General features: G+C 72.2%; 22 protein-coding genes and 1 tRNA gene. 17 read left to right on the top strand and 6 right to left on the bottom strand.

Annotation, left to right across the window (positions count from 1 at the left end; all coding sequences use genetic code 11):
• The first annotated feature begins 10 nt into the window (after window positions 1–10).
• Entirely contained in the window at window positions 11–928 is a 918-nt protein-coding gene (gene xerD / locus VMF51_RS01775; protein WP_325472995.1) for a site-specific tyrosine recombinase XerD, read from the top strand.
• Between the two features lie 220 nt (window positions 929–1,148).
• Entirely contained in the window at window positions 1,149–3,728 is a 2,580-nt protein-coding gene (locus VMF51_RS01780; protein WP_325472667.1) for a DEAD/DEAH box helicase, read from the top strand.
• A gap of 21 nt (window positions 3,729–3,749) precedes the next feature.
• Here the strand turns inward: VMF51_RS01780 and VMF51_RS01785 are convergent, their stop codons facing one another.
• Window positions 3,750–4,823 (bottom strand): acyltransferase, encoded by a 1,074-nt coding sequence (locus VMF51_RS01785; RefSeq protein ID WP_325472668.1) that lies wholly within the window; start codon window positions 4,821–4,823, stop codon window positions 3,750–3,752.
• Between the two features lie 93 nt (window positions 4,824–4,916).
• On the opposite strand from VMF51_RS01785, the gene VMF51_RS01790 reads away from it, so the two are divergent.
• The 15 genes from VMF51_RS01790 to VMF51_RS01860 all read left to right on the top strand — a co-directional run bounded on the left by VMF51_RS01790 (window position 4,917) and on the right by VMF51_RS01860 (window position 15,436).
• Window positions 4,917–5,207, top strand: coding sequence for a GNAT family N-acetyltransferase (locus tag VMF51_RS01790; protein WP_325472669.1), 291 nt, complete (start codon window positions 4,917–4,919; stop codon window positions 5,205–5,207).
• 251 nt (window positions 5,208–5,458) lie between these two features.
• Window positions 5,459–6,454 carry a ParA family protein gene (locus tag VMF51_RS01795; RefSeq protein ID WP_414689428.1) on the top strand — a complete coding sequence of 332 codons (996 nt, stop codon included), beginning with the start codon at window positions 5,459–5,461 and terminating at the stop codon, window positions 6,452–6,454.
• Window positions 6,439–6,798, top strand: coding sequence for a hypothetical protein (locus VMF51_RS01800; protein WP_325472670.1), 360 nt, complete (start codon window positions 6,439–6,441; stop codon window positions 6,796–6,798). Before VMF51_RS01795 ends, VMF51_RS01800 begins: the two co-directional genes overlap by 16 nt.
• Entirely contained in the window at window positions 6,795–7,664 is an 870-nt protein-coding gene (locus VMF51_RS01805; RefSeq protein WP_325472671.1) for a segregation and condensation protein A, read from the top strand. The genes VMF51_RS01800 and VMF51_RS01805 overlap by 4 nt, the downstream gene beginning before the upstream one ends.
• 74 nt (window positions 7,665–7,738) lie before the next feature.
• Window positions 7,739–8,377, top strand: a complete 639-nt coding sequence (scpB, locus tag VMF51_RS01810) for an SMC-Scp complex subunit ScpB (RefSeq protein ID WP_414689433.1) — start codon at window positions 7,739–7,741, stop codon at window positions 8,375–8,377.
• Window positions 8,374–9,135 carry a pseudouridine synthase gene (locus tag VMF51_RS01815; RefSeq protein WP_325472673.1) on the top strand — a complete coding sequence of 254 codons (762 nt, stop codon included), beginning with the start codon at window positions 8,374–8,376 and terminating at the stop codon, window positions 9,133–9,135. The genes scpB and VMF51_RS01815 overlap by 4 nt, the downstream gene beginning before the upstream one ends.
• A 9-nt stretch (window positions 9,136–9,144) precedes the next feature.
• Window positions 9,145–9,948 carry an AraC family transcriptional regulator gene (locus VMF51_RS01820; RefSeq protein WP_325472674.1) on the top strand — a complete coding sequence of 268 codons (804 nt, stop codon included), beginning with the start codon at window positions 9,145–9,147 and terminating at the stop codon, window positions 9,946–9,948.
• Between the two features lie 4 nt (window positions 9,949–9,952).
• Window positions 9,953–10,345 (top strand): VOC family protein, encoded by a 393-nt coding sequence (locus VMF51_RS01825; protein WP_325472675.1) that lies wholly within the window; start codon window positions 9,953–9,955, stop codon window positions 10,343–10,345.
• Window positions 10,346–10,397: 52 nt separating this feature from the next.
• On the top strand, window positions 10,398–10,790 hold the full coding sequence (gene aroH / locus VMF51_RS01830) for a chorismate mutase (RefSeq protein WP_325472676.1): 393 nt from the start codon (window positions 10,398–10,400) through the stop codon (window positions 10,788–10,790).
• A complete protein-coding gene (locus VMF51_RS01835; RefSeq protein WP_325472677.1) occupies window positions 10,783–11,844 on the top strand; it encodes a prephenate dehydrogenase in 1,062 nt (353 codons plus the stop codon). The genes aroH and VMF51_RS01835 overlap by 8 nt, the downstream gene beginning before the upstream one ends.
• Before the next feature lie 11 nt (window positions 11,845–11,855).
• Window positions 11,856–12,548, top strand: a complete 693-nt coding sequence (gene cmk, locus VMF51_RS01840; RefSeq protein ID WP_325472678.1) for a (d)CMP kinase — start codon at window positions 11,856–11,858, stop codon at window positions 12,546–12,548.
• The gene (locus tag VMF51_RS01845) at window positions 12,545–13,297 is read left to right on the top strand and encodes a lysophospholipid acyltransferase family protein (protein WP_325472679.1); all 753 of its coding nucleotides are present in this window, start codon (window positions 12,545–12,547) and stop codon (window positions 13,295–13,297) included. Before cmk ends, VMF51_RS01845 begins: the two co-directional genes overlap by 4 nt.
• Entirely contained in the window at window positions 13,294–14,667 is a 1,374-nt protein-coding gene (der, locus tag VMF51_RS01850; protein WP_325472680.1) for a ribosome biogenesis GTPase Der, read from the top strand. Before VMF51_RS01845 ends, der begins: the two co-directional genes overlap by 4 nt.
• Before the next feature lie 59 nt (window positions 14,668–14,726).
• On the top strand, window positions 14,727–15,269 hold the full coding sequence (locus VMF51_RS01855) for a DinB family protein (protein ID WP_325472681.1): 543 nt from the start codon (window positions 14,727–14,729) through the stop codon (window positions 15,267–15,269).
• Window positions 15,270–15,362: 93 nt separating this feature from the next.
• Window positions 15,363–15,436 (top strand) — tRNA-Pro (locus VMF51_RS01860).
• 147 nt (window positions 15,437–15,583) lie between these two features.
• Here the strand turns inward: VMF51_RS01860 and VMF51_RS01865 are convergent.
• The 5 genes from VMF51_RS01865 to VMF51_RS01885 all read right to left on the bottom strand — a co-directional run bounded on the left by VMF51_RS01865 (window position 15,584) and on the right by VMF51_RS01885 (window position 18,399).
• A complete protein-coding gene (locus VMF51_RS01865; RefSeq protein WP_325472682.1) occupies window positions 15,584–15,925 on the bottom strand; it encodes a hypothetical protein in 342 nt (113 codons plus the stop codon).
• A 240-nt stretch (window positions 15,926–16,165) separates the two neighbouring features.
• Window positions 16,166–16,783, bottom strand: a complete 618-nt coding sequence (locus VMF51_RS01870) for a hypothetical protein (protein ID WP_325472683.1) — start codon at window positions 16,781–16,783, stop codon at window positions 16,166–16,168.
• Window positions 16,780–17,181: a hypothetical protein gene (locus VMF51_RS01875; RefSeq protein WP_325472684.1), complete on the bottom strand. Its 402-nt coding sequence runs from the start codon at window positions 17,179–17,181 to the stop codon at window positions 16,780–16,782. Before VMF51_RS01875 ends, VMF51_RS01870 begins: the two co-directional genes overlap by 4 nt.
• Window positions 17,182–17,219: 38 nt before the next feature.
• Window positions 17,220–17,636 (bottom strand): pyridoxamine 5'-phosphate oxidase family protein, encoded by a 417-nt coding sequence (locus tag VMF51_RS01880; RefSeq protein ID WP_325472685.1) that lies wholly within the window; start codon window positions 17,634–17,636, stop codon window positions 17,220–17,222.
• A gap of 109 nt (window positions 17,637–17,745) precedes the next feature.
• A complete protein-coding gene (locus tag VMF51_RS01885; protein WP_325472686.1) occupies window positions 17,746–18,399 on the bottom strand; it encodes a PAS domain-containing protein in 654 nt (217 codons plus the stop codon).
• Window positions 18,400–18,562: the final 163 nt, after the last annotated feature.

The following is an 18,562-nucleotide window of genomic DNA, read 5'->3' on the forward strand; positions in this document are numbered from 1 at the left end:
GGTGCGCGCCGTGCGCACCTATCTCGACCACCTCACGGTCGAACGTGGGCTGGCCGCCAACACGCTGACGTCGTACCGACGCGACCTGCGGCGCTACCAGGAGTACCTGGCGGAGGTCGGCATCGAGGAGCTCGCGGCGATCTCCGAGGCGACCGTGGCGTCGTTCCTGGTCCGGCTGCGGGAGGGCGACGCCGACCACCCGCCGCTGAGCTCGACCTCGGCCGCGCGGACGGTCGTGGCGGTGCGCGGGTTCCACAAGTTCGCGGTCGCCGACGGGCTGGCTGAGCTCGACCCCGCCGGGGCGGTGAAGCCGCCGACCCCGGCGAAGCGGCTGCCGAAGGCGCTGCCGCTGTCGGACGTGGAGGCGATCCTGGAGGCCGCGGGCTCGCCGGGCACCACGCTGGCGTTGCGGGACCGGGCCTTGCTGGAGGTGCTGTACGGCACGGGTGCCCGGATCTCGGAGGCCGTGGGGCTGGACGTCGACGACCTGGACGTCGGCGCGACCGAGGAGGTCGGCACCGTGCTGCTGCGGGGCAAGGGCAGCAAGGAGCGGATCGTGCCCGTCGGGTCGTACGCCCGTGAGGCGGTCGACGCCTATCTGGTGCGAGGTCGTCCGGAGCTGGCCGCGACGGGGTCGACCAACGGGGGAGCGCTCTTCCTCAACGCGCGCGGCGGTCGCCTCTCGCGGCAGTCGGCGTGGGCGGTGCTGCAGCGCGCCGCCGACCGGGCGGGGGTGACCCGCGACGTCTCCCCGCACACGCTGCGGCACTCCTTCGCCACGCACCTGCTCGACGGCGGCGCCGACGTACGCGTCGTCCAGGAGCTGCTCGGGCACGCGTCGGTCACCACCACGCAGGTCTACACGCTGGTCACCGTGGACAGCCTGCGGGAGGTCTTCGCGTCCGCCCACCCGCGCGCGCGGGATTGAACGCCCTCTGCGCGAGTGAGGCACGAGCTCGGGCAGAGCGCAGGCGTCAGGTCGAGTAGCCGCGCGAGCGACGGAGGAGCTCGCGACCGGCGTATCGAGACCGGGATGAGGGGTCTCGATACGCCCTCCCCGGCTTCGTTCCTCAGCCGTGGAGGGCTACTCGACCAACGAGGGTTGGGCTGTTCGGCCAGCGGCGGTCGGGTCGGGGGAGGATGAGCGGGTGACCGACGTCCTCGACGAGATCTACGCGGCGACCGCCGACCGCGGCCTGGAGCTCTACCCGCACCAGGAGGAGGCGATCCTCGCGCTGCTGTCGGGGGACAACGTGGTGCTCGCGACGCCGACCGGGTCGGGGAAGTCACTGGTGGCCGAGGCGGCGCACCGGGCGGCGCTGGCCGATGACCGGGTGTCGTTCTACACGGCGCCGATCAAGGCGCTGGTGAGCGAGAAGTTCTTCGCGCTCTGCGAGGTCTTCGGGGCCGCCGACGTCGGGATGCTCACCGGCGACGCGGCCGTGAACCCCGACGCCCCGATCATCTGCTGCACCGCCGAGATCCTCGCCAACATCGCGCTGCGCGAAGGGGCGGACGCCGACGTGGGGCTGGTCATCATGGACGAGTTCCACTTCTACGGCGAGCCCGACCGCGGCTGGGCCTGGCAGGTGCCGCTGCTGGAGCTGCCGCAGGCCCAGTTCCTGCTGATGTCGGCGACCCTCGGCGACGTGACCGAGCTGGCCGCCGACCTGACCCGGCGCAACGGCCGCGACACGTCGGTGGTCGACCAGGCCGAGCGTCCGGTGCCGCTGTCGTTCTCGTGGTCGCTGGACCCGATGCCCGAGCGGCTCGAGGAGCTGGTCACGACCGGCCAGGCGCCGGTGTACGTCGTCCACTTCACGCAGGCGGCAGCCGTCGAGCACGCCACCGGTCTGGCCACGGTGAAGTGGATCCCGAAGCCCGAGCTCGGCGACCGACTCGACGAGGTGCGCTTCGGGGCCGGCTTCGGCAAGACGCTGAACAAGCTGCTGCGCAAGGGGATCGGGGTGCACCACGCGGGGATGCTGCCCCGCTACCGGCGGCTGGTGGAGCAGCTCGCCCAGCAGGGGCTGCTGTCGGTCATCTGCGGCACCGACACCCTCGGCGTCGGCATCAACGTGCCGATCCGCACCGTGCTGTTCACCGGGCTGGCGAAGTTCGACGGCAACCGGCAGCGGGTGCTGCGCTCGCGGGAGTTCCTGCAGATCGCGGGTCGGGCCGGCCGGGCGGGCTTCGACACCGCCGGTTACGTCGTCGTCCAGGCGCCCGAGCACGTCATCGAGAACGAGAAGGCCAAGGCCAAGGCCGACGCCAAGAACGCCGCGATGAGCGCGGAGAAGCAGGCCAAGCGGAAGAGCAAGGCCCAGCTGAAGAAGGCCCCCGAGGGCACGGTGGTGTGGACCGAGCAGACCTTCGACAAGCTGGTCGACGGCTCTCCGGAGCCGCTGGTCTCCCGGATGCGGGTCGACAACTCGATGCTGCTCAACGTGCTGGTGCGCGAGGAGGACGCGTTCCCCGTCCTGCGCCGGCTGCTCACCGACAACCACGAGGAGCGGCGCAACCAGCTCCGGCTGTCGCGGCGGGCGCTGCGCCTGACCCGCTCCCTGGTCCACTCCGGGGTGCTGACTCGACTCGAGGAGCCCGACGAGTTCGGTCGCCGCTACGTGGTCACCGAGGACTTGCCCGTCGACTTCGCGCTCAACCAGCCGCTGGCGCACTTCGCGCTCGCGGCGCTCGACGTACTCGATCGCGAGGCGGAGGACCACACGCTCGACATCGTCTCGGTGATCGAGGCGGTTCTGGAGGCGCCCCGCCAGATCCTGTTCGCCCAGCAGCATGCCGCCCGGGGCGAGGCGGTGAACGAGATGAAGGCCGACGGGATCGAGTACGAGGAGCGGATGCGGCTGCTCGAGGAGATCACCTGGCCGCAGCCGCTGGCCGAGCTGCTGGGCGCGACGTACGAGATCTACCGCGAGCGGCACCCGTGGCTGCCGGAGGACGCGCTCGGGCCGAAGTCCGTGGTCCGCGAGATGTACGAGCAGGGGATGTCGTTCACCGACTTCGTGTCGCGCTACCAGCTGGCGCGTTCGGAGGGGCTGGTCCTGCGCTACCTGACCGACGCCTATCGCACGCTGCGCCAGACCGTGCCGGAGTCGCACCGCACGCCCGAGCTCGAGGAGCTGCAGGAGTGGCTGGGAGAGACCATCCGCCAGACCGACTCGTCGCTGCTCGACGAGTGGGAGGCGCTGACCGACCCCGAGGCCGCGCTGGCTCGGCGTTCGGGCGAGCTGGCGCACCACGAACCGCCGCCCCCGCCGCGGCCGCTGTCGAAGCAGGAGCGGGCGTTCACGGTCATGGTGCGCAACGCCATGTGGCGCCGCGTGGAGCTGGTCGCCCGGGACAACCTCGACGGGTTGATGGCGCTGGAGCGGGCGGCCGCCGACCGCACGGAGCCGGCTCGCGAGGTGGTGATGACGCGCTCGGCGTGGGACGGCGCGATCGAGGAGTACTACGCCGAGCACGACCGGGTGCTGACCGACGCCGACGCCCGGAGCCCGGGGCTGCTGGCGATCGAGCCGGACACGGGTACGCCGGCCGGGGTCGACGACGCGGACGGGCCGCTCGCCGTACGCCTGTGGCGTCTGCGGCAGACGCTGCACGACCCGGAGGGGCACCACGACTGGGTGATCGACGCGATCGCCGACCTGGACGCCACCGACGCGGCGGGTGAGCTGGTGCTGGCGACGACGGCGTTCCACCGGTTGTAGGGGTCTCGAGTAGCGAGGGGGTCAGCGGCGGGCGGCGTACCGGTCCTTGAGGCGGAGGAACGGCTGTTCGACGAGGACGAAGCTGACCGCCGGGATGGCGAAGCTCAGGACCAGCTTGACCGCGGTCGAGGCGGGTCCGGGCAGGGGCGTGGCGGCGACCAGCGCGACGATGGGCAGGTTCCACAGGTAGATGCCGTACGAGCGCCGGCCGATCCAGACCAGGACCGGGGTGGCCGCGAGCTGGGACAGCGGCTTGTCGGGGTCCTGCAGCAGGCCCGCGATCAGGACCGCGGAGGCCAGCGCGATCAGGGTCGATGCGCCGTCGCGGTAGAGCGGAGCGCCGATCTCGCCGGGCAGCAGCGTGAACGCCACGAAGGCGAGCGCGGCGACGGCCGCGTGCCAGGACCGGACCCGGAGCAGCCCGTCGCGCAGGACGAGCGCCAGCAGGCAGCCGATCAGCAGCTGCTCGGCGCGGGTGTCGGGCGCGTAGGCGATCCGGGCCAGGCTCCAGTCGGTGGCGTGCGCGCTCGCGAACCGGTAGGCGATCGCGACCGCGGTGACCGTCGCGACGGCCAGCAGCGGGCGTCGGCGCCGGGCCAGGTAGACCAGGGCGATCGGCCAGACCAGGTAGAAGTACTCCTCGACCGAGAGCGACCAGGTGTGCACCATCCAGCCCAGGTCGACCCCGGCCGCCGCGAGCGGGGAGGACGTGTAGGTCAGCGCCGCGGCCGTGCCCACCAGCGACGCCTCGCGGTCGGTCACCGGGAGGAGCCAGAACCCGACCCCGGCGATCGCACACATCACCACGAGCGCGGGCCCCAGGCGCAGGGCGCGACGCAGGTAGAACCGGCCCAGCCCGACGCGGCCGGTGCGCTCGATCTCGCGCAGCAGGATGCCGGTGATCAGGAACCCGCTCATCACGAAGAACAGGTCGACGCCGATGTAGGCGCCGGGCAGCAGGTCGGAGCGGGCGTGGAAGGCGACGATGGCCAGGACGGCGACCGCGCGCACGCCGTCCAGGCAGGGCGCGTAGCCCTCCGCCGGACGGTCCGGAGCGCGACGGTCCGACGCGACGGCTGCTCCCGAGGGGGTCATGGCCCTCACGCTCGCCTGCCGCTGCGGCTCGCGGGTGTCCGCCGCCGTCAGCTACCCAAAGGTGGGGATCGGGGCGGTCGGTAGGGTCGACGCATGAGCCAGGTGGAGACGACGCACAACCCGGAGAAGTCGCGCTACGAGGCGCACCTGGACGGGGAGCTGGCCGGCTTCGCCGAGTACACGCTGCGCGGTGACCACCTGATCGTCTTCACCCACACCGAGGTCGACGACCAGTTCGAGGGCAAGGGCGTCGGCTCCGCGATCGCGCGCTTCGCGCTGGACGACGTACGCCGCGACGGCACCCGGTCGGTGCTCCCGCGCTGCCCCTTCATCCGCGGCTGGATCGAGAAGCACCCGGAGTACGCCGACCTCGTCCGGGCGTGATCGGTTCTCCACAGATTGCTGCACAGGTACGCCGTTGCCTGTGCACCTGACCGGGGGAAAGTGCACAGGCGGGCCGTCCGACCGGTGTACTCAGGGTCCCGGGCCGGTACCCGGGTTGTGGGCCGTCGGACCCCGGTCCTAGGCTCGCGCGGAAGCCGCCCCGTGTCGCCGTGTCGACAAAACTCCCGGGCGCCGGCGAGGCAGACTGAAGCGACCACGGCGGTGGTCCGACGAGCGAGGGAGCGGGTCGCATGGGAGACAGGCAGATGTTCTCCGGAGCGCCCGGCAGCGAAGCCGCCCCGATGCCGCCCCTGGTCCGTCCGCCCGCACCACCCACCCGCGACACCCGAGAAGAGCCCACCTTGACCGACCCCCTGCCGTTCGCTCGCCCCGAACCGGCCGACGTCACGCTCGGCCCGACCGGGCGACCGATGCCCGTGCTCCCCGAGCCGAAGCCGCTCACCGAGCACGGCAACGCGCGGGTGGTGTCGATGTGCAACCAGAAGGGCGGCGTCGGCAAGACCACGACGACGATCAACCTGGGTGCCTCGCTGGCCGAGCTGGGCCGCAAGGTGCTGCTGGTCGACTTCGACCCACAGGGCTCGCTCTCGGTCGGGCTGGGGCTCAACCCGCACGAGATGGACCTCTCGATCTACAACCTGCTCATGGACCGCGACGTCGACGTCCACGACGTCATCGTGCCGACGGGCGTGCCGGGCATGGACCTGCTGCCGTCGAACATCGACCTCTCCGCCGCCGAGGTGCAGCTGGTCCACGAGGTCGCCCGCGAGCAGACCCTGCAGCGGGTGCTCGCCCCGGCGGTCGCCGAGTACGACATCATCCTCATCGACTGCCAGCCCTCGCTCGGCCTGCTGACCGTCAACGCGCTCACCGCGTCCGACGGCGTCATCGTGCCGCTGGAGTGCGAGTACTTCGCGCTGCGCGGCGTCGCGCTGCTGAAGACCACGATCGACAAGGTGCGCGAGCGGCTCAACCCGCGCCTGGAGATCGACGGCGTGCTCGGCACGATGTTCGACGGCCGCACCCTGCACAGCCGCGAGGTCATGGACCGGCTCGTCCAGGCCTGGGGCGACAAGGTCTTCCACACCGTGATCCGGCGCACCGTGAAGTTCTCCGACTCGACCGTCGCCGGCGAGCCGATCACGTCGTACGCCTCCACCTCGGCCGGCGCCGAGTCGTACCGCCAGCTCGCGAAGGAGGTGCTCGCGCGGTGCCACGACGCGTGAGCCTCCCGACTGCGGACGACCTGTTCCGGCCCACCGCCGAGGCCGAGCAGTCCGCGTCGGTGCGCGCCGTACCCGACCCGCCCGAGCCGGTCGAGGACCCCGCGCCGGCCCGCGGAGGTCGCAAGCGGCCCAGTGGCCGGGTCCGCCACGACGAGAAGATGACGGTCTACATCACCTCCGACGAGCTGCTGGAGATCGAGCACGCCCGGCTCGCCCTGCGCCGCGGACAGGGCCTCGCGGTCGACCGGGGACGGCTGGTGCGCGAGGCGCTCGCCCTGGTGCTCGCCGACTACGAGGAGAACGGCGACGACAGCGCGCTGGTCCGGCGGCTGACCGAGGGATGAGCGGTCCCGTCGTCGAGCAAGCGGCGGAGCAGACGCCGGGCTTCGAGCTGCACCTGGACAACTTCGAGGGTCCGTTCGACCTACTGCTGAACCTGATCGCCAAGCACAAGCTCGACGTCACCGAGGTGGCCCTGTCGAAGGTCACCGACGAGTTCATCGCGCACGTGAAGGCCGGCGGTGCCGTCTGGGACCTGGAGCAGACGACGTCGTTCCTGCTGGTCGCGTCGACGCTGCTCGACCTCAAGGCCGCGCGACTGCTGCCGCAGGGCGACGTCGAGGACGAGGAGGACCTCGCGCTGCTCGAGGCGCGCGACCTGCTCTTCGCGCGGCTGCTGCAGTACAAGGCGTTCAAGCAGGTCGCCTCGGTCCTGGAGACCCGGCTGGCGGGGGAGTCGCGGCGCCACCCGCGTGCCGTCGGGCTGGAGGAGCGGTTCGCGGGGCTGCTGCCGGAGGTGCTGATCGGCATCGGGCTGGAGCAGTTCGCCGCCCTCGCCGCCAAGGCCATGGAGCCCAAGCCGGTCCTCGAGCTCACCCTCCACCATATCCACGCCGCGAAGGTCAGCGTCCGCGAGCAGGCCGGCATCGTCGTCGACCGGCTGCGCCGCGCCGGCACCATGACCTTCCGGGCGCTGTGCGGCGACTCGCCCGACACGCTCACCACCGTCGCCCGCTTCCTCTCGCTGCTGGAGCTGTTCCGCGAGGGCGCGGTCTCCTTCGACCAGGTCACCCCGCTCGGGGAGCTGACCGTGCGGTGGACCGGCGCCGACGACGTCGAGGCGGAGGATCTCGTGACGGACGAGTTCGAGGGCGCCCCGCCCGACCCGGAGGCCGCCGTACCCGACGCACCAGGAGAAGAGGCACCGTGAACGACCCCACCGAGAACGACGAGCAGCTCGCGGTACCGGTGACCGAGCTGCGCCCGTCGCTGGAGGCGGTGCTGATGGTCGCCGACCAGCCCCTCGACGTGGCCAGCCTGGCGACTGCGGTCGGCTACCCCGTGGACGCCGTCACCGAGGCGCTGCTCGCGCTGGCGGGGGAGTACGACGAGCAGGGGCGTGGCTTCGAGCTGCGCAACGTCGCCGGGGGCTGGCGCTACTACACCCGCGAGGAGTACGCCGCCGTCGTGGAGGGCTTCGTCCTCGAGGGCCAGCAGGCGCGGCTCACGCAGGCCGCGCTCGAGACGCTCGCGGTGGTGGCCTACAAGCAGCCGATCTCGCGCGCCCGGGTCTCCGCGGTCCGCGGCGTCAACGTCGACGGCGTGATGCGGACGCTGCTGACCCGCGGGCTGGTCGAGGAGGCCGGTCAGGACGCCGAGACCGGCGCCAACCTCTACCGCACCACGCGCTACTTCCTGGAGCGGATCGGCGTGACCTCGCTCGACGACCTGCCGGAGCTGGCGCCGTACCTCCCCGACATGGACGACCTCGAGGAGGAGCTGGCGGAGGCGGTCGCACCCGCCGCGGCGCCCCCCGAGCCGGACTCCGAGCCGGACTCCGAGCCGGACTCCGGGCCCGCGCACCATCCCTCACCCCACAGCGGCCAGGGCACCGAGCCCGACGGCGGAACGGAAATCTCATGAGCAGCGGCAGCGGCAGCGTCGAGACCGACGACGACGGCCTGATCCGCCTGCAGAAGCTGCTGGCGATGTCCAACGTCGCCTCCCGCCGCAAGTGCGAGGAGCTGATGCTCGACGGCCAGGTCGAGGTCGACGGCGAGATCGTCACCCGGCTCGGCACCAAGGTCGACCCGCGCACCGCGGTGATCCGGGTCTCGGGCAAGCGGCTCCCGCCCGTCTCGGAGAAGGTCTACCTGGTGCTCAACAAGCCCCGCGGCGTGGTCTCGACGATGTCGGACCCCGAGGGGCGGCGCACCCTGCAGGACCTGGTCGACGACCGGCCGGAGCGGCTCTTCCACGTCGGGCGGCTCGACACCGACACCTCCGGGCTGATCATCCTCACCAACGACGGGGACTTCGCGCAGCGGCTGGCGCATCCGTCGTACGAGGTGGACAAGACATACGTCGCGGAGGTCGAGGGCGAGGTCTATCGGCGAACCATCAAGCAGCTCCTCGAGGGCGTCACGCTCGACGACGGCCCGGTGACCGTCACGCAGGCGCGGATCGTGGAGGCGGGTGCGGCGAAGTCGATCGTGGAGCTGGTCATCCACGAGGGACGCAACCGGATCGTCCGCCGGCTGCTCGACCACCTCGGGCACCCGGTCCGTCGGCTCACCCGCACCCGGATCGGCCCGGTGGCGCTGAAGGGCCTGAAGTCCGGCGAGCTGCGCGAGCTGACCCTCGACGAGCTGGGCGAGCTGTTGGACAGTGCGAAGCTGTAGCGTGGCGACGTGGCCGTGCCCACACCGCTCGCGCCGTACGTCGCCTCCGTGGCGGCGTACGACGTCGATCTGGGCGAGCCGGGGATCCACCGGGGACTGCCGTCCACGTCGCTGACCTTCGTGCTGCCGGTCGACGCGCCGCTGGAGGTGTCGTGGGCCGGGCGGCCGGCCAGCCGGACCCGCGGCTGGTCGAGCGTGTCGGGGCTGCATGCAGCGCCGGCCGAGATCCGTCACGACGGCACCCAGCGGGGCGTTCAGCTGGCCCTGACGCCCGCAGGTGCGCGGGCGCTGTTCGGGGTCCCCGCGAGCGCGCTCGCGGGCGAGCTGCTCGAGCTCGGCGAGCTGAGCGACCTCACCCCGGGGTTGCGGAACCTGCCGGAGCGGTTGGCGGGGGAGTCCGACCCGACCCGCTGGACCGACCTGGTGGAGCGCGAGCTGCTGCGGGCGCTGGTCCACCACGGCGACCCGTCCGTGCCGGCGGCCGTGGGCCGGGCGCTGGCCCGGCTGACCCGCGGCGCGGGGGTGCAGGAGGTGGCCGCCGAGGTCGGCTACAGCCGCCGTCACCTGACCACGCTGGTGCGCGCGGAGTGCGGGCTCGCGCCCAAGGAGCTGCAGCGCGTGGCTCGCTTCGAGCGGTCCCGCGTGCTGCTGGGACGTCGTCCGCTGGCCGAGGTCGCGTCCCGGTGCGGGTACGCCGACCAGGCCCACCTCACCCGCGAGTGGGGCGTCCTGGCCGGGTGCCCGCCCACGACCTGGCTGCGCGAGGAGTTCCCGTTCCTTCAAGACCTGTCGGTGGCCGGCGCGGAAGGCTGAGCCCATGACCTCAGCAGCAGATGTCCGTCTCTGGCACACCATGTCCGTCCGCGACGCCGACGCGATGATCGCCTGGCTCACCGCGGTCGGGTTCATCGAGCACGCGACGTACCGCGACGACTCGGACCCGTCCGTCGTCGTGCACGCCGAGTGGCTGTGGCCCGACGGCGGCGGGATCATGTTCGGCTCCCAGCGGCCCGACGCCGCGGTCGACAACGTCGGCGGGTCCGCGGCGTACCTCGTCACGGGCGACCCGGACGCCGTCTTCGACCGCGCCGTGGCCGCGGGCGCGACCGTCCAGCGTCCGATGGTCGACCAGGACTACGGCGGCCGCGGCGGAAGTGTCGCCGACCCGGAAGGCAACCACTGGTCGTTCGGCAGCTACCAGCCCGGGTAGTCTCCCCACCGTCCTCCGGCACCGTGCGGGAGGCGGACCAGGAGGAACTGACGTGGCGGTGCGGGCCATCCGGGGAGCGACCCAGCTCGAGGAGGACGTGCGCGAGCACATGCTCGATCGGGTCGCGGAGATGGTCACCGACGTGATGACCTCCAACGGCCTCGAGATCGACGACTTCATCTCGGTGGTCTTCACGGCGACCTCGGACCTGCACTCGGAGTTCCCGGCGTACGCCGCCCGCCAGCTCGGCTTCGGCGAGGTGCCGCTGATCTGCGCCCGCGAGCTGGAGATCGCCGGCTCGATGCCGCGCGTGGTGCGGATGATGGCGCACGTCGAGACCGACCTGCCGCGCGCGGACATCACCCACGTCTACCTGCACGGCGCCGCGGCGCTGCGCTCCGACCTGACCCGGACCCGGTCGGTCCCCGACGAGTCCGGTGCCTGAGCTCCGGGGACCCGTCGAGATCGTCGGGACCGGTCTTCTCGGCACCTCGATCGGGCTCGCCTGCCGGCGGGCCGGGATCGAGGTGCTGCTCACCGACACCTCCGCCGAGCACGTCCGGATCGCGTCCGGCCTGGGCGCGGGCCGACCGCGTCAGGAGGACGACCGGCCGGAGGTGGTCGTGGTCGCCGTACCCCCGGACCACCTGGGCGAGGTCATCGCGGAGGCGCTGCGGGCCACGGACGCCGTGGTGACCGACGTCGGGTCGGTCAAGTCCGGTCCCGTGACCTTCGTGGAGGGTCAGCCGCGCGTGCGCCGGTACGTCGGCAGCCACCCGATGGCCGGCAGCGAGCGGTCGGGACCGCTGGCCGCCTCGGCGTCGCTCTTCGACGGCCGCCCGTGGGCGATCACGCCGCACTCGTTCTCCGACCCGGACGCCGTCGAGCTCGTGGAGGAGCTGGTCCGGGTGTGCGGCGCCGTACCCGTCTGGCTGACGCCGGACGAGCACGACCGCGCCGTGGCTCGCACGTCCCACGTGCCGCACCTGCTCTCCAGCCTCGTGGCCGCCCGGCTGGCCGACGGTCCCGAGAACCACCTTGCGCTCTCCGGCCAGGGCGTCCGCGACGTCACCCGGGTGGCGGCCGGCGACCCGCGCCTGTACGGGCAGATCGTCAGCGCCAACTCCGACGCCGTCCTGGACCTGCTGGGCGAGGTCCGCGCGGAGCTCGACCGGGTCATCGACGCGGTCGAGCGTGGCGATCGCGGCGCGCTGCAGTCGATCCTGGAGCAGGGCGTCGCGGGCACGCAGGCCATCCCCGGCAAGCACGGTGGACCCGTCCGGCCGATGCGCTCGGTCTGGGTGTCGGTCCCCGACCATCCGGGCGAGCTGGCCCGGCTGCTGGCCGACTCCGTGGCCAGCGAGGTCAACATCGAGGACATCCGGATCGACCACGACCCGGGCCGCCCGGTCGGCCTGGTCGAGCTGGTCGTCGAGGAGCGGCGCGCCGAGCACCTGCTCTCGTCCCTCGAGTCCCGCGGGTGGGCGACGCACCGGTAGGCTGCGGGCCCGTGAGCACCCCCTCCGGACGTCCACAGACCGGTCTCGTCGTCGCGATCGACGGTCCGTCGGGATCGGGCAAGTCCAGTACCTCGCGCGGCGTCGCCGCCCGGCTCGGACTGCGCTACCTCGACACCGGCGCGATGTTCCGCGCCGTCACCTGGTGGATGCTCCGCTCGGGCGTCGACGTCCACGACCCCGCGGCCGTCGCGGCCCGGGTCCCGGAGCTCGCGATCAAGTCCGGCACCGACCCCCTCGCGCCGACGATCGAGGTCGCCGGCGAGGACGTCGCGGTCGCCATCCGCTCCGACGAGGTCAACAACGCGGTGTCGCCGGTCAGCGCCGTACCGGAGGTCCGGGCCTGGCTGCTCGACCTCCAACGCGCCGTGATCGCCGAGGAGGCCGCGCTCGGCGGGATCGTGGTCGAGGGTCGCGACATCGGCTCCGTCGTCGTGCCCGACGCCCAGGTCAAGGTCTACCTCTCCGCCGACCCGGCGGCGCGGGCCGCGCGGCGTGCGGCGGAGGAGGGCGGGTCGGACGTCGCCGCCACCGAGCAGTCGCTGCTCGCCCGCGACGCCATCGACTCCGGGCGGGCGACGGCTCCGCTGGTGATGGCCGACGGCGCCGCGCACCTCGACACCACGCACCACACCCTGGACGAGGTGATCGGCCAGGTCGTCGACCTCGTGAACGCGGTCGCGTGAGCGCACACGAGTCGCTGCCCCGCAGCTCCGACACCCGGTTCCCGTGGCGGTTCATGCTGCACGGGCTGCGCCCGATCTCGTCCTGGCTGCTCCGGCGTCGCTACGTCGTCCGCGTGCACGGCACCGATCTGGTGCCCGCCGAGGGTCCGGTGCTGTTCGCGGCCAACCACGTCGGGGTGATCGACGGTCCGCTCCTGGCGATCTTCGCGCCGCGGCCGGTGCACGTGTTCACCAAGGTGGAGATGTTCCGCGGGGCGCTCGGGCGCTTCCTCACCTTCTCCGGCCAGATCCCGCTCGACCGGTTCAACACCGATCCGCGCGCGGTGCGCCAGATGCTCCGGGTGCTGCGCGACGGCGCGGCCGGCGGGATCTTCCCCGAGGGGAGCCGGGGCAATGGCGAGCTGGACCGGTTCCACCGGGGAGCGGCGTACTTCGCGCTCGCGGCGGGGGTACCCGTCGTGCCCGTGGTGATGTTCGGCACCCGCGAGCCAGGCGGCAGGAGTGGCTCATTGCCCCGCAAGGGTGCGACCATCGACATCGTCTTCGGCGCGCCGTACACCGTCCCCGCGGTGGAGTGGCCGCGCACGAAGGAACAAGTCGAGCACACCTCGATGTTGCTGAGGGAGCACCTCCTGGTGCACCTCGACCATGCCAAGGCACTGACCGGCCGTGAGCTGCCCGGCGATCTGCCGCCCGGCGATCACGACCCCGACCCCGCGACCGGGGTCACCGACCAAGGAGCACCATGACCGCCGGACCCGACCTGCCCATCGACGACTCGTCCGCCGACGAGCCGCTGGGGCCGGTGCCGGTCCTCGCCGTGGTGGGGCGTCCCAACGTCGGGAAGTCGACGCTGGTCAACCGGATCATCGGCCGCCGCGAGGCCGTCGTGGAGGACGTCCCCGGCGTGACCCGCGACCGGGTGTCGTACGACGCCAACTGGAACGGCCGGGCCTTCACCGTCGTGGACACCGGCGGCTGGGACCCCGACGCGCGCGGCCTGGCGCACATGATCTCGACCCAGGCCGAGCTCGCCGTCTCGCTGGCCGACGCCGTGCTCTTCGTGGTCGACGCGACCGTCGGCATCACCGACGGCGACGCGGCCGTGGTGAAGATCCTCCGGCAGTCGGGCAAGCCCGTCGTGCTGGCGGCCAACAAGGTCGACGACCAGCGCACCGAGGCCGAGGCCTACGGCCTGTGGAATCTCGGCCTCGGCGAGCCGTTCCCCGTCTCCGCGCTGCACGGGCGCGGCTCGGGCGACATGCTGGACGCCGTACTCGCGGCGCTGCCGGAGACGCCGCCCGAGAAGATCGGCGAGGAGGTCGGCGGTCCGCGCCGGATCGCGATCGTCGGGCGGCCCAACGTCGGCAAGTCCTCGCTGCTGAACAAGCTGGCGGGGGAGGAGCGCGTCGTCGTCGACAACGCCGCCGGCACCACCGTCGACCCGGTCGACGAGCTGATCGAGCTGGGCGGCAAGACCTGGCGCTTCATCGACACCGCCGGCATCCGGAAGCGGGTCAAGACCGCGTCCGGTCACGAGTACTACGCCTCGCTGCGCACCTCGACCGCCATCGACCGTGCCGAGGTCGCGGTCCTGGTCGTCGACGGCGGCGAGTCGCTGTCCGAGCAGGACATGCGGATCGTCCAGACTGTCCGCGACGCCGGTCGCGCCCTGGTGATCGCGTTCAACAAGTGGGACCTGGTCGACGAGGAGCGCCGCTACTACCTGGAGCGCGAGATCGAGCGCGACCTCGTCCAGGTGCAGTGGGCGCCGCGCATCAACATCACCGCGCGCACCGGCTGGCACGTCGACCGGCTGGTCCCGGCGCTCGAGAAGGCGCTGACCGGCTGGGAGACCCGGGTCGGCACCGGCGCGCTCAACAACTTCCTCGGCCGGCTGGTCGCCGAGCACCCGCACCCGGTGCGCAGCGGCAAGCAGCCGAAGGTGCTCTTCGGCACCCAGGCGACGACGGCCCCGCCGACGTTCATCCTGTTCACGAGCGGCAAGCTGGACGCGTCGTACGAGCGGTTCATCGAGCGCCGGCTGCGCGAGGAGTTCGGCTTCGTCGGGACGCCGATCATCCTGCAGCAGCGGCCGCGCGAGAAGCGCAAGCGCTGAGTCTCCTCGTCGTTTGATTGCGGTCAGGATCTGACCGGAGGGCTTCCTAGCCTGGTCCCATGACCACCGACCAGATCCTGACCTCCGAGCGCGCCGACCTCCTGGACGCGCTGCACAAGCACCGCGAGCTGTTCCGCTTCACCGTCCGCGGGCTCAGCGACGAGCAGGCCGCCTCCCGGCCGACCGCCAGCGAGCTCTGCCTCGGCGGACTCATCAAGCACGTCACGGCCACCGAGCGGCAGTGGTGCGACTTCATCACCGACGGCCCGGCCGAGCAGCCCGACGTCGACTGGGCCAACATCGACTGGAGCAACCCGCCGGCCGAGGTGATCGAGTACCAGAACGGCTTCCGCATGCTCGACGGGGAGACGCTCGCGGGCCTGCTGGCGTCGTACGACGAGGCGGCGACGGACACCGACACGCTCCTCGCCCACGTCGACCTCGACGCCCGCCAGCCGCTCCCGGAGGCGCCCTGGAACCCGCCCGGTGTCACCTGGTCGGCCCGCCGCGTGTTCGTGCACCTCGTCGCCGAGATCGCCCAGCACGCCGGCCACGCCGACATCCTGCGCGAGACGATCGACGGCCAGAAGTCGATGGGCTGACGCCGAACCGCCCGACCGGCGGGCCGATTCCAGCCTTCGGCTGAGCCTGCGGTAGTGTTCACGCGGTTTCCGGTGCACGTTGCCGGGGCCGTTCGGGCTGTAGCGCAGCTTGGTAGCGCACTTGACTGGGGGTCAAGGGGTCGCAGGTTCAAATCCTGTCAGCCCGACCGAAGAGCAGGAGCCGAAATGGGCTCCTGACCTGCAGTTTCAGGCCCGGTGATCTACGGATCTCCGGGCCTGAAAGGTGTCAGGGATTTGATCGGGCGGGGACGGTCCAGCCTTGTCATCGGCCGTCTCGATCCACGTCGACTCCGTCAGGCGCAGGACTGCGTGGCCAGCCAATCGGAGAACGCCCGCGGGGCCATCGCCTCCATCTCGTCGAGGATGGCGGCCCGCAACATCACGAGCGCCAGTCTGTGCCGGTGCGAACCGGCGGACTTGAGCGCGACGCTGCTCTGCTTCCAAGCGCTGGCGAGATCCTTCCAGGATTGGCCGTAGACCAGCTGAGCCGCGATCGCAGGTGAGAGGTCGCAGCTCTCGGCCCGGAGCACGAGGCTCCGTCCCGGCGAGACGCGACCGCGTTGCGACGTATGGCCGGCTCGGCCTTCCGGCGCGGGGTTGTCTCCCCACGCGTCATCGTCCTGCCAGCCGTGCACCCACCACGCTCTCCACATCGCCCGGCCCCCTTCTCCGGAGAACTGATAGCCACGAGCCTCCCCGGCTCCCACGCGCGGGGACAGGGGAGAAGGGCCCAACTCCGCGGACAGGCGGCACGCACTGCGGCGACCACTCGCACGGTCCGGCGGGAGACGTGCGCAACTGGTTGCAGGGCGGGAGGGTTTCGAACGGATGGAACTGGCGCGCGAAGGCCCCGCAGTCCGGCCTCGATTGGCGACCTAAGCCAATTCATCCGGAGAGGTGGGGCACCGGCCGTGCCGGGCGACCCGGGCGCCGGCGTCCCAGCCCGGAGCACGCCCGCCCGCAGGCAGCCGTACGCCGTCGAGACCGACGCCGCTGACGGTCAGCAGCCAGGAGATCAGGGAGTTCGAGTTCCACATCTCGCCGACCCGCGACTCGTCCCGCCCCCAGGTCAGCGGCGGGACGTCCGGCACCAGGCTCAGCAGTCGCCGCGCCAGCCGGACGTCGCCGCTGAGCGGCTGGGGGCTCGCCACCGCCTCGTCGACATCCGGGATCACCCCGTGGGGCCAGCAGCGGACCTCGTAGCGGAAGAGCACCGACCGGCCCAGCCAGCGCGCGCCCACGGGCCCCTCGAGCACCGTGCCGTGCCCGGAGATCCCGCGTTGCCAGACGGGACCCATCTCGATCACGTGCGGTACGCCGTCCATGGTGACGACCAGCGCGGAGTGGTAGAGCTCGCTTACCGGACGGCCCTCGAGCCGGGCGACGACGGCCTCGAAGACCCGTCCGTTCCAACGGACCGACCGACCGCCGGCACCGAGCGGCAGCCAGAGGAGCTCGACGCCCCCGGCGGCCGGGACAGCGGGGCCGGTCACGGCTCGTGCGCCGCCTCGACGAGTCCGGCGAAGTCCGGACGGGCCAGCACGACCAGGACGACCAGGACGGGCACCGACCACGCCCAGAAGCCCCACCCGAAGAGCATGAGCAGGACGTGGAACAGGATCGCCCCCGCCCATCCCCAGCGCGCGGCACGACCGCCGGTGAGCAGCAGCACGCCGAGCAGGATCTCGCCGGCCGCGGCCAGCAGGCCCCACGCCGCCGGGTGGGCCATCACGATGTCGGCCCAGCCCGACCGCACGATCCCGAAGAGCCCGTGGTCGGCGAAGGGCGCGTAGACCTGCGGGTCCGCCGCGACCAGGCCGAGGTGGACGCCCCCGGTGACTAGGAAGAGTCCGCCGACGATCCGGCGACCGAGGCTCGCCGTCGCGCTCATGCTCCAGCCTCCGACCAGGGCGGCCGACGTGGGCCGGCTCAGGCGCCCGGGAGCAGGCGACGGCCGGTGACCTCGCCCGGCTCGACCCGGACGTACGCGATGCGCAGGCCCGGGGGCCACACCCGGAGCTCCGCGAGCCGGTCGGGTGCGTCCTCGGCGTCGACCAGCTCGATCGGCCCCCGCACCACCACGCTCCAGCCCGATCTCGTCCCGGGATCGAGGTCGTCCACCTCGACGGCCACCCACTGCTCGGACGTGTCCCGGATGATCTCCGCGGTGGGCGTGGTACGGAACCACAGCGCCCCGTCGGAGATCGTGTAGTTCACCGGGACGACGAGCACTCCCCGCGGCCCGGTCCACGCCACCCGGGCGATCTCGGCGGACTCCAGCAGGGACCAGCACTCGAAGGCCGGCAGGTCGGCGAGAGGGGGATAGCTTCCGGAACCGGTGCTCATGGCAGCAGCGTCAGCCCAGGGCCGGAGCGCTGGTAGAGGCGAAAGTCCCACCGGGCTCCCGCGGGTACCGCGGGGTCTCCGTCCCACGCCAGCCCACTGACCCTGGAGCTCAGCCCGGTGCCCGACGGGCCGGATGTCGGACATGGATCTCGAGGCGCAGCCGAGCGAGGCTGAGCGCTTGGTCGACGTCCGCTCGGTGGAGGGCGTGTGTCACGACTCGGTAGGAGTCGGTCAGGAAACCCATGACGGTCGGGGTGGCGATGTCGGGGAACCCCATCAGGAGTTGACGGAAGGCTGCCTCCATGCCGGTGGCGTCGTCCGCGGGATGAGTCGCCCGAGCATGCGAGCCGGGGCACGGCGAGATGTCTTGGGAGTGGTGCAGGATCGCGGCGACGCGGCCGTCTTCCAGGACGGGCAGATTGATCGGCATCCACATGCGCGGAAGGAAGCTGCCCGGTCGAGAAGGATGAGGTAGGTCGTAGCGCTGCACGCCCAGCCAGGACGCGGTCGCGGTCCGCAGGACCTGCTCCATCGACGAGGCCACCGTGGCGACGCCGCGCGCGGACGGGGCCTCCGGGTTGTCGGGGAAGGCCTCGAACGCGAACGCGCCGATGAGGCGATCCCGCCGCTGCTGGGTCACGTGCTCGAAGGCAGCGTTGACGGCGCGGAATCGCAGGTCCGAACCGAGCAACGCGAACGGCGACCGGCGCGCCTGGAACCAGAGCGCTGACGAGATGCCGGCGACAAGTCGGTCCGAGACCACGAGGGCCTCCTCGATGGGACATGGGTGCGCGAACTCCGCCCGTCCCCGACTCGCGCTCTCCCACCTTCCACCGTGACCGGGCAGAAGGGAAGGGCAGCGACCGGTACTGCTGACCGTCGGCGCGGTCCAGGACGCCGACCGGGGCATCGGGCGGGGCCGGGAG

The organism is Nocardioides sp. (assembly GCF_035503875.1).
In the GTDB taxonomy this organism is placed as follows: Bacteria; Actinomycetota; Actinomycetes; order Propionibacteriales; family Nocardioidaceae; genus Nocardioides.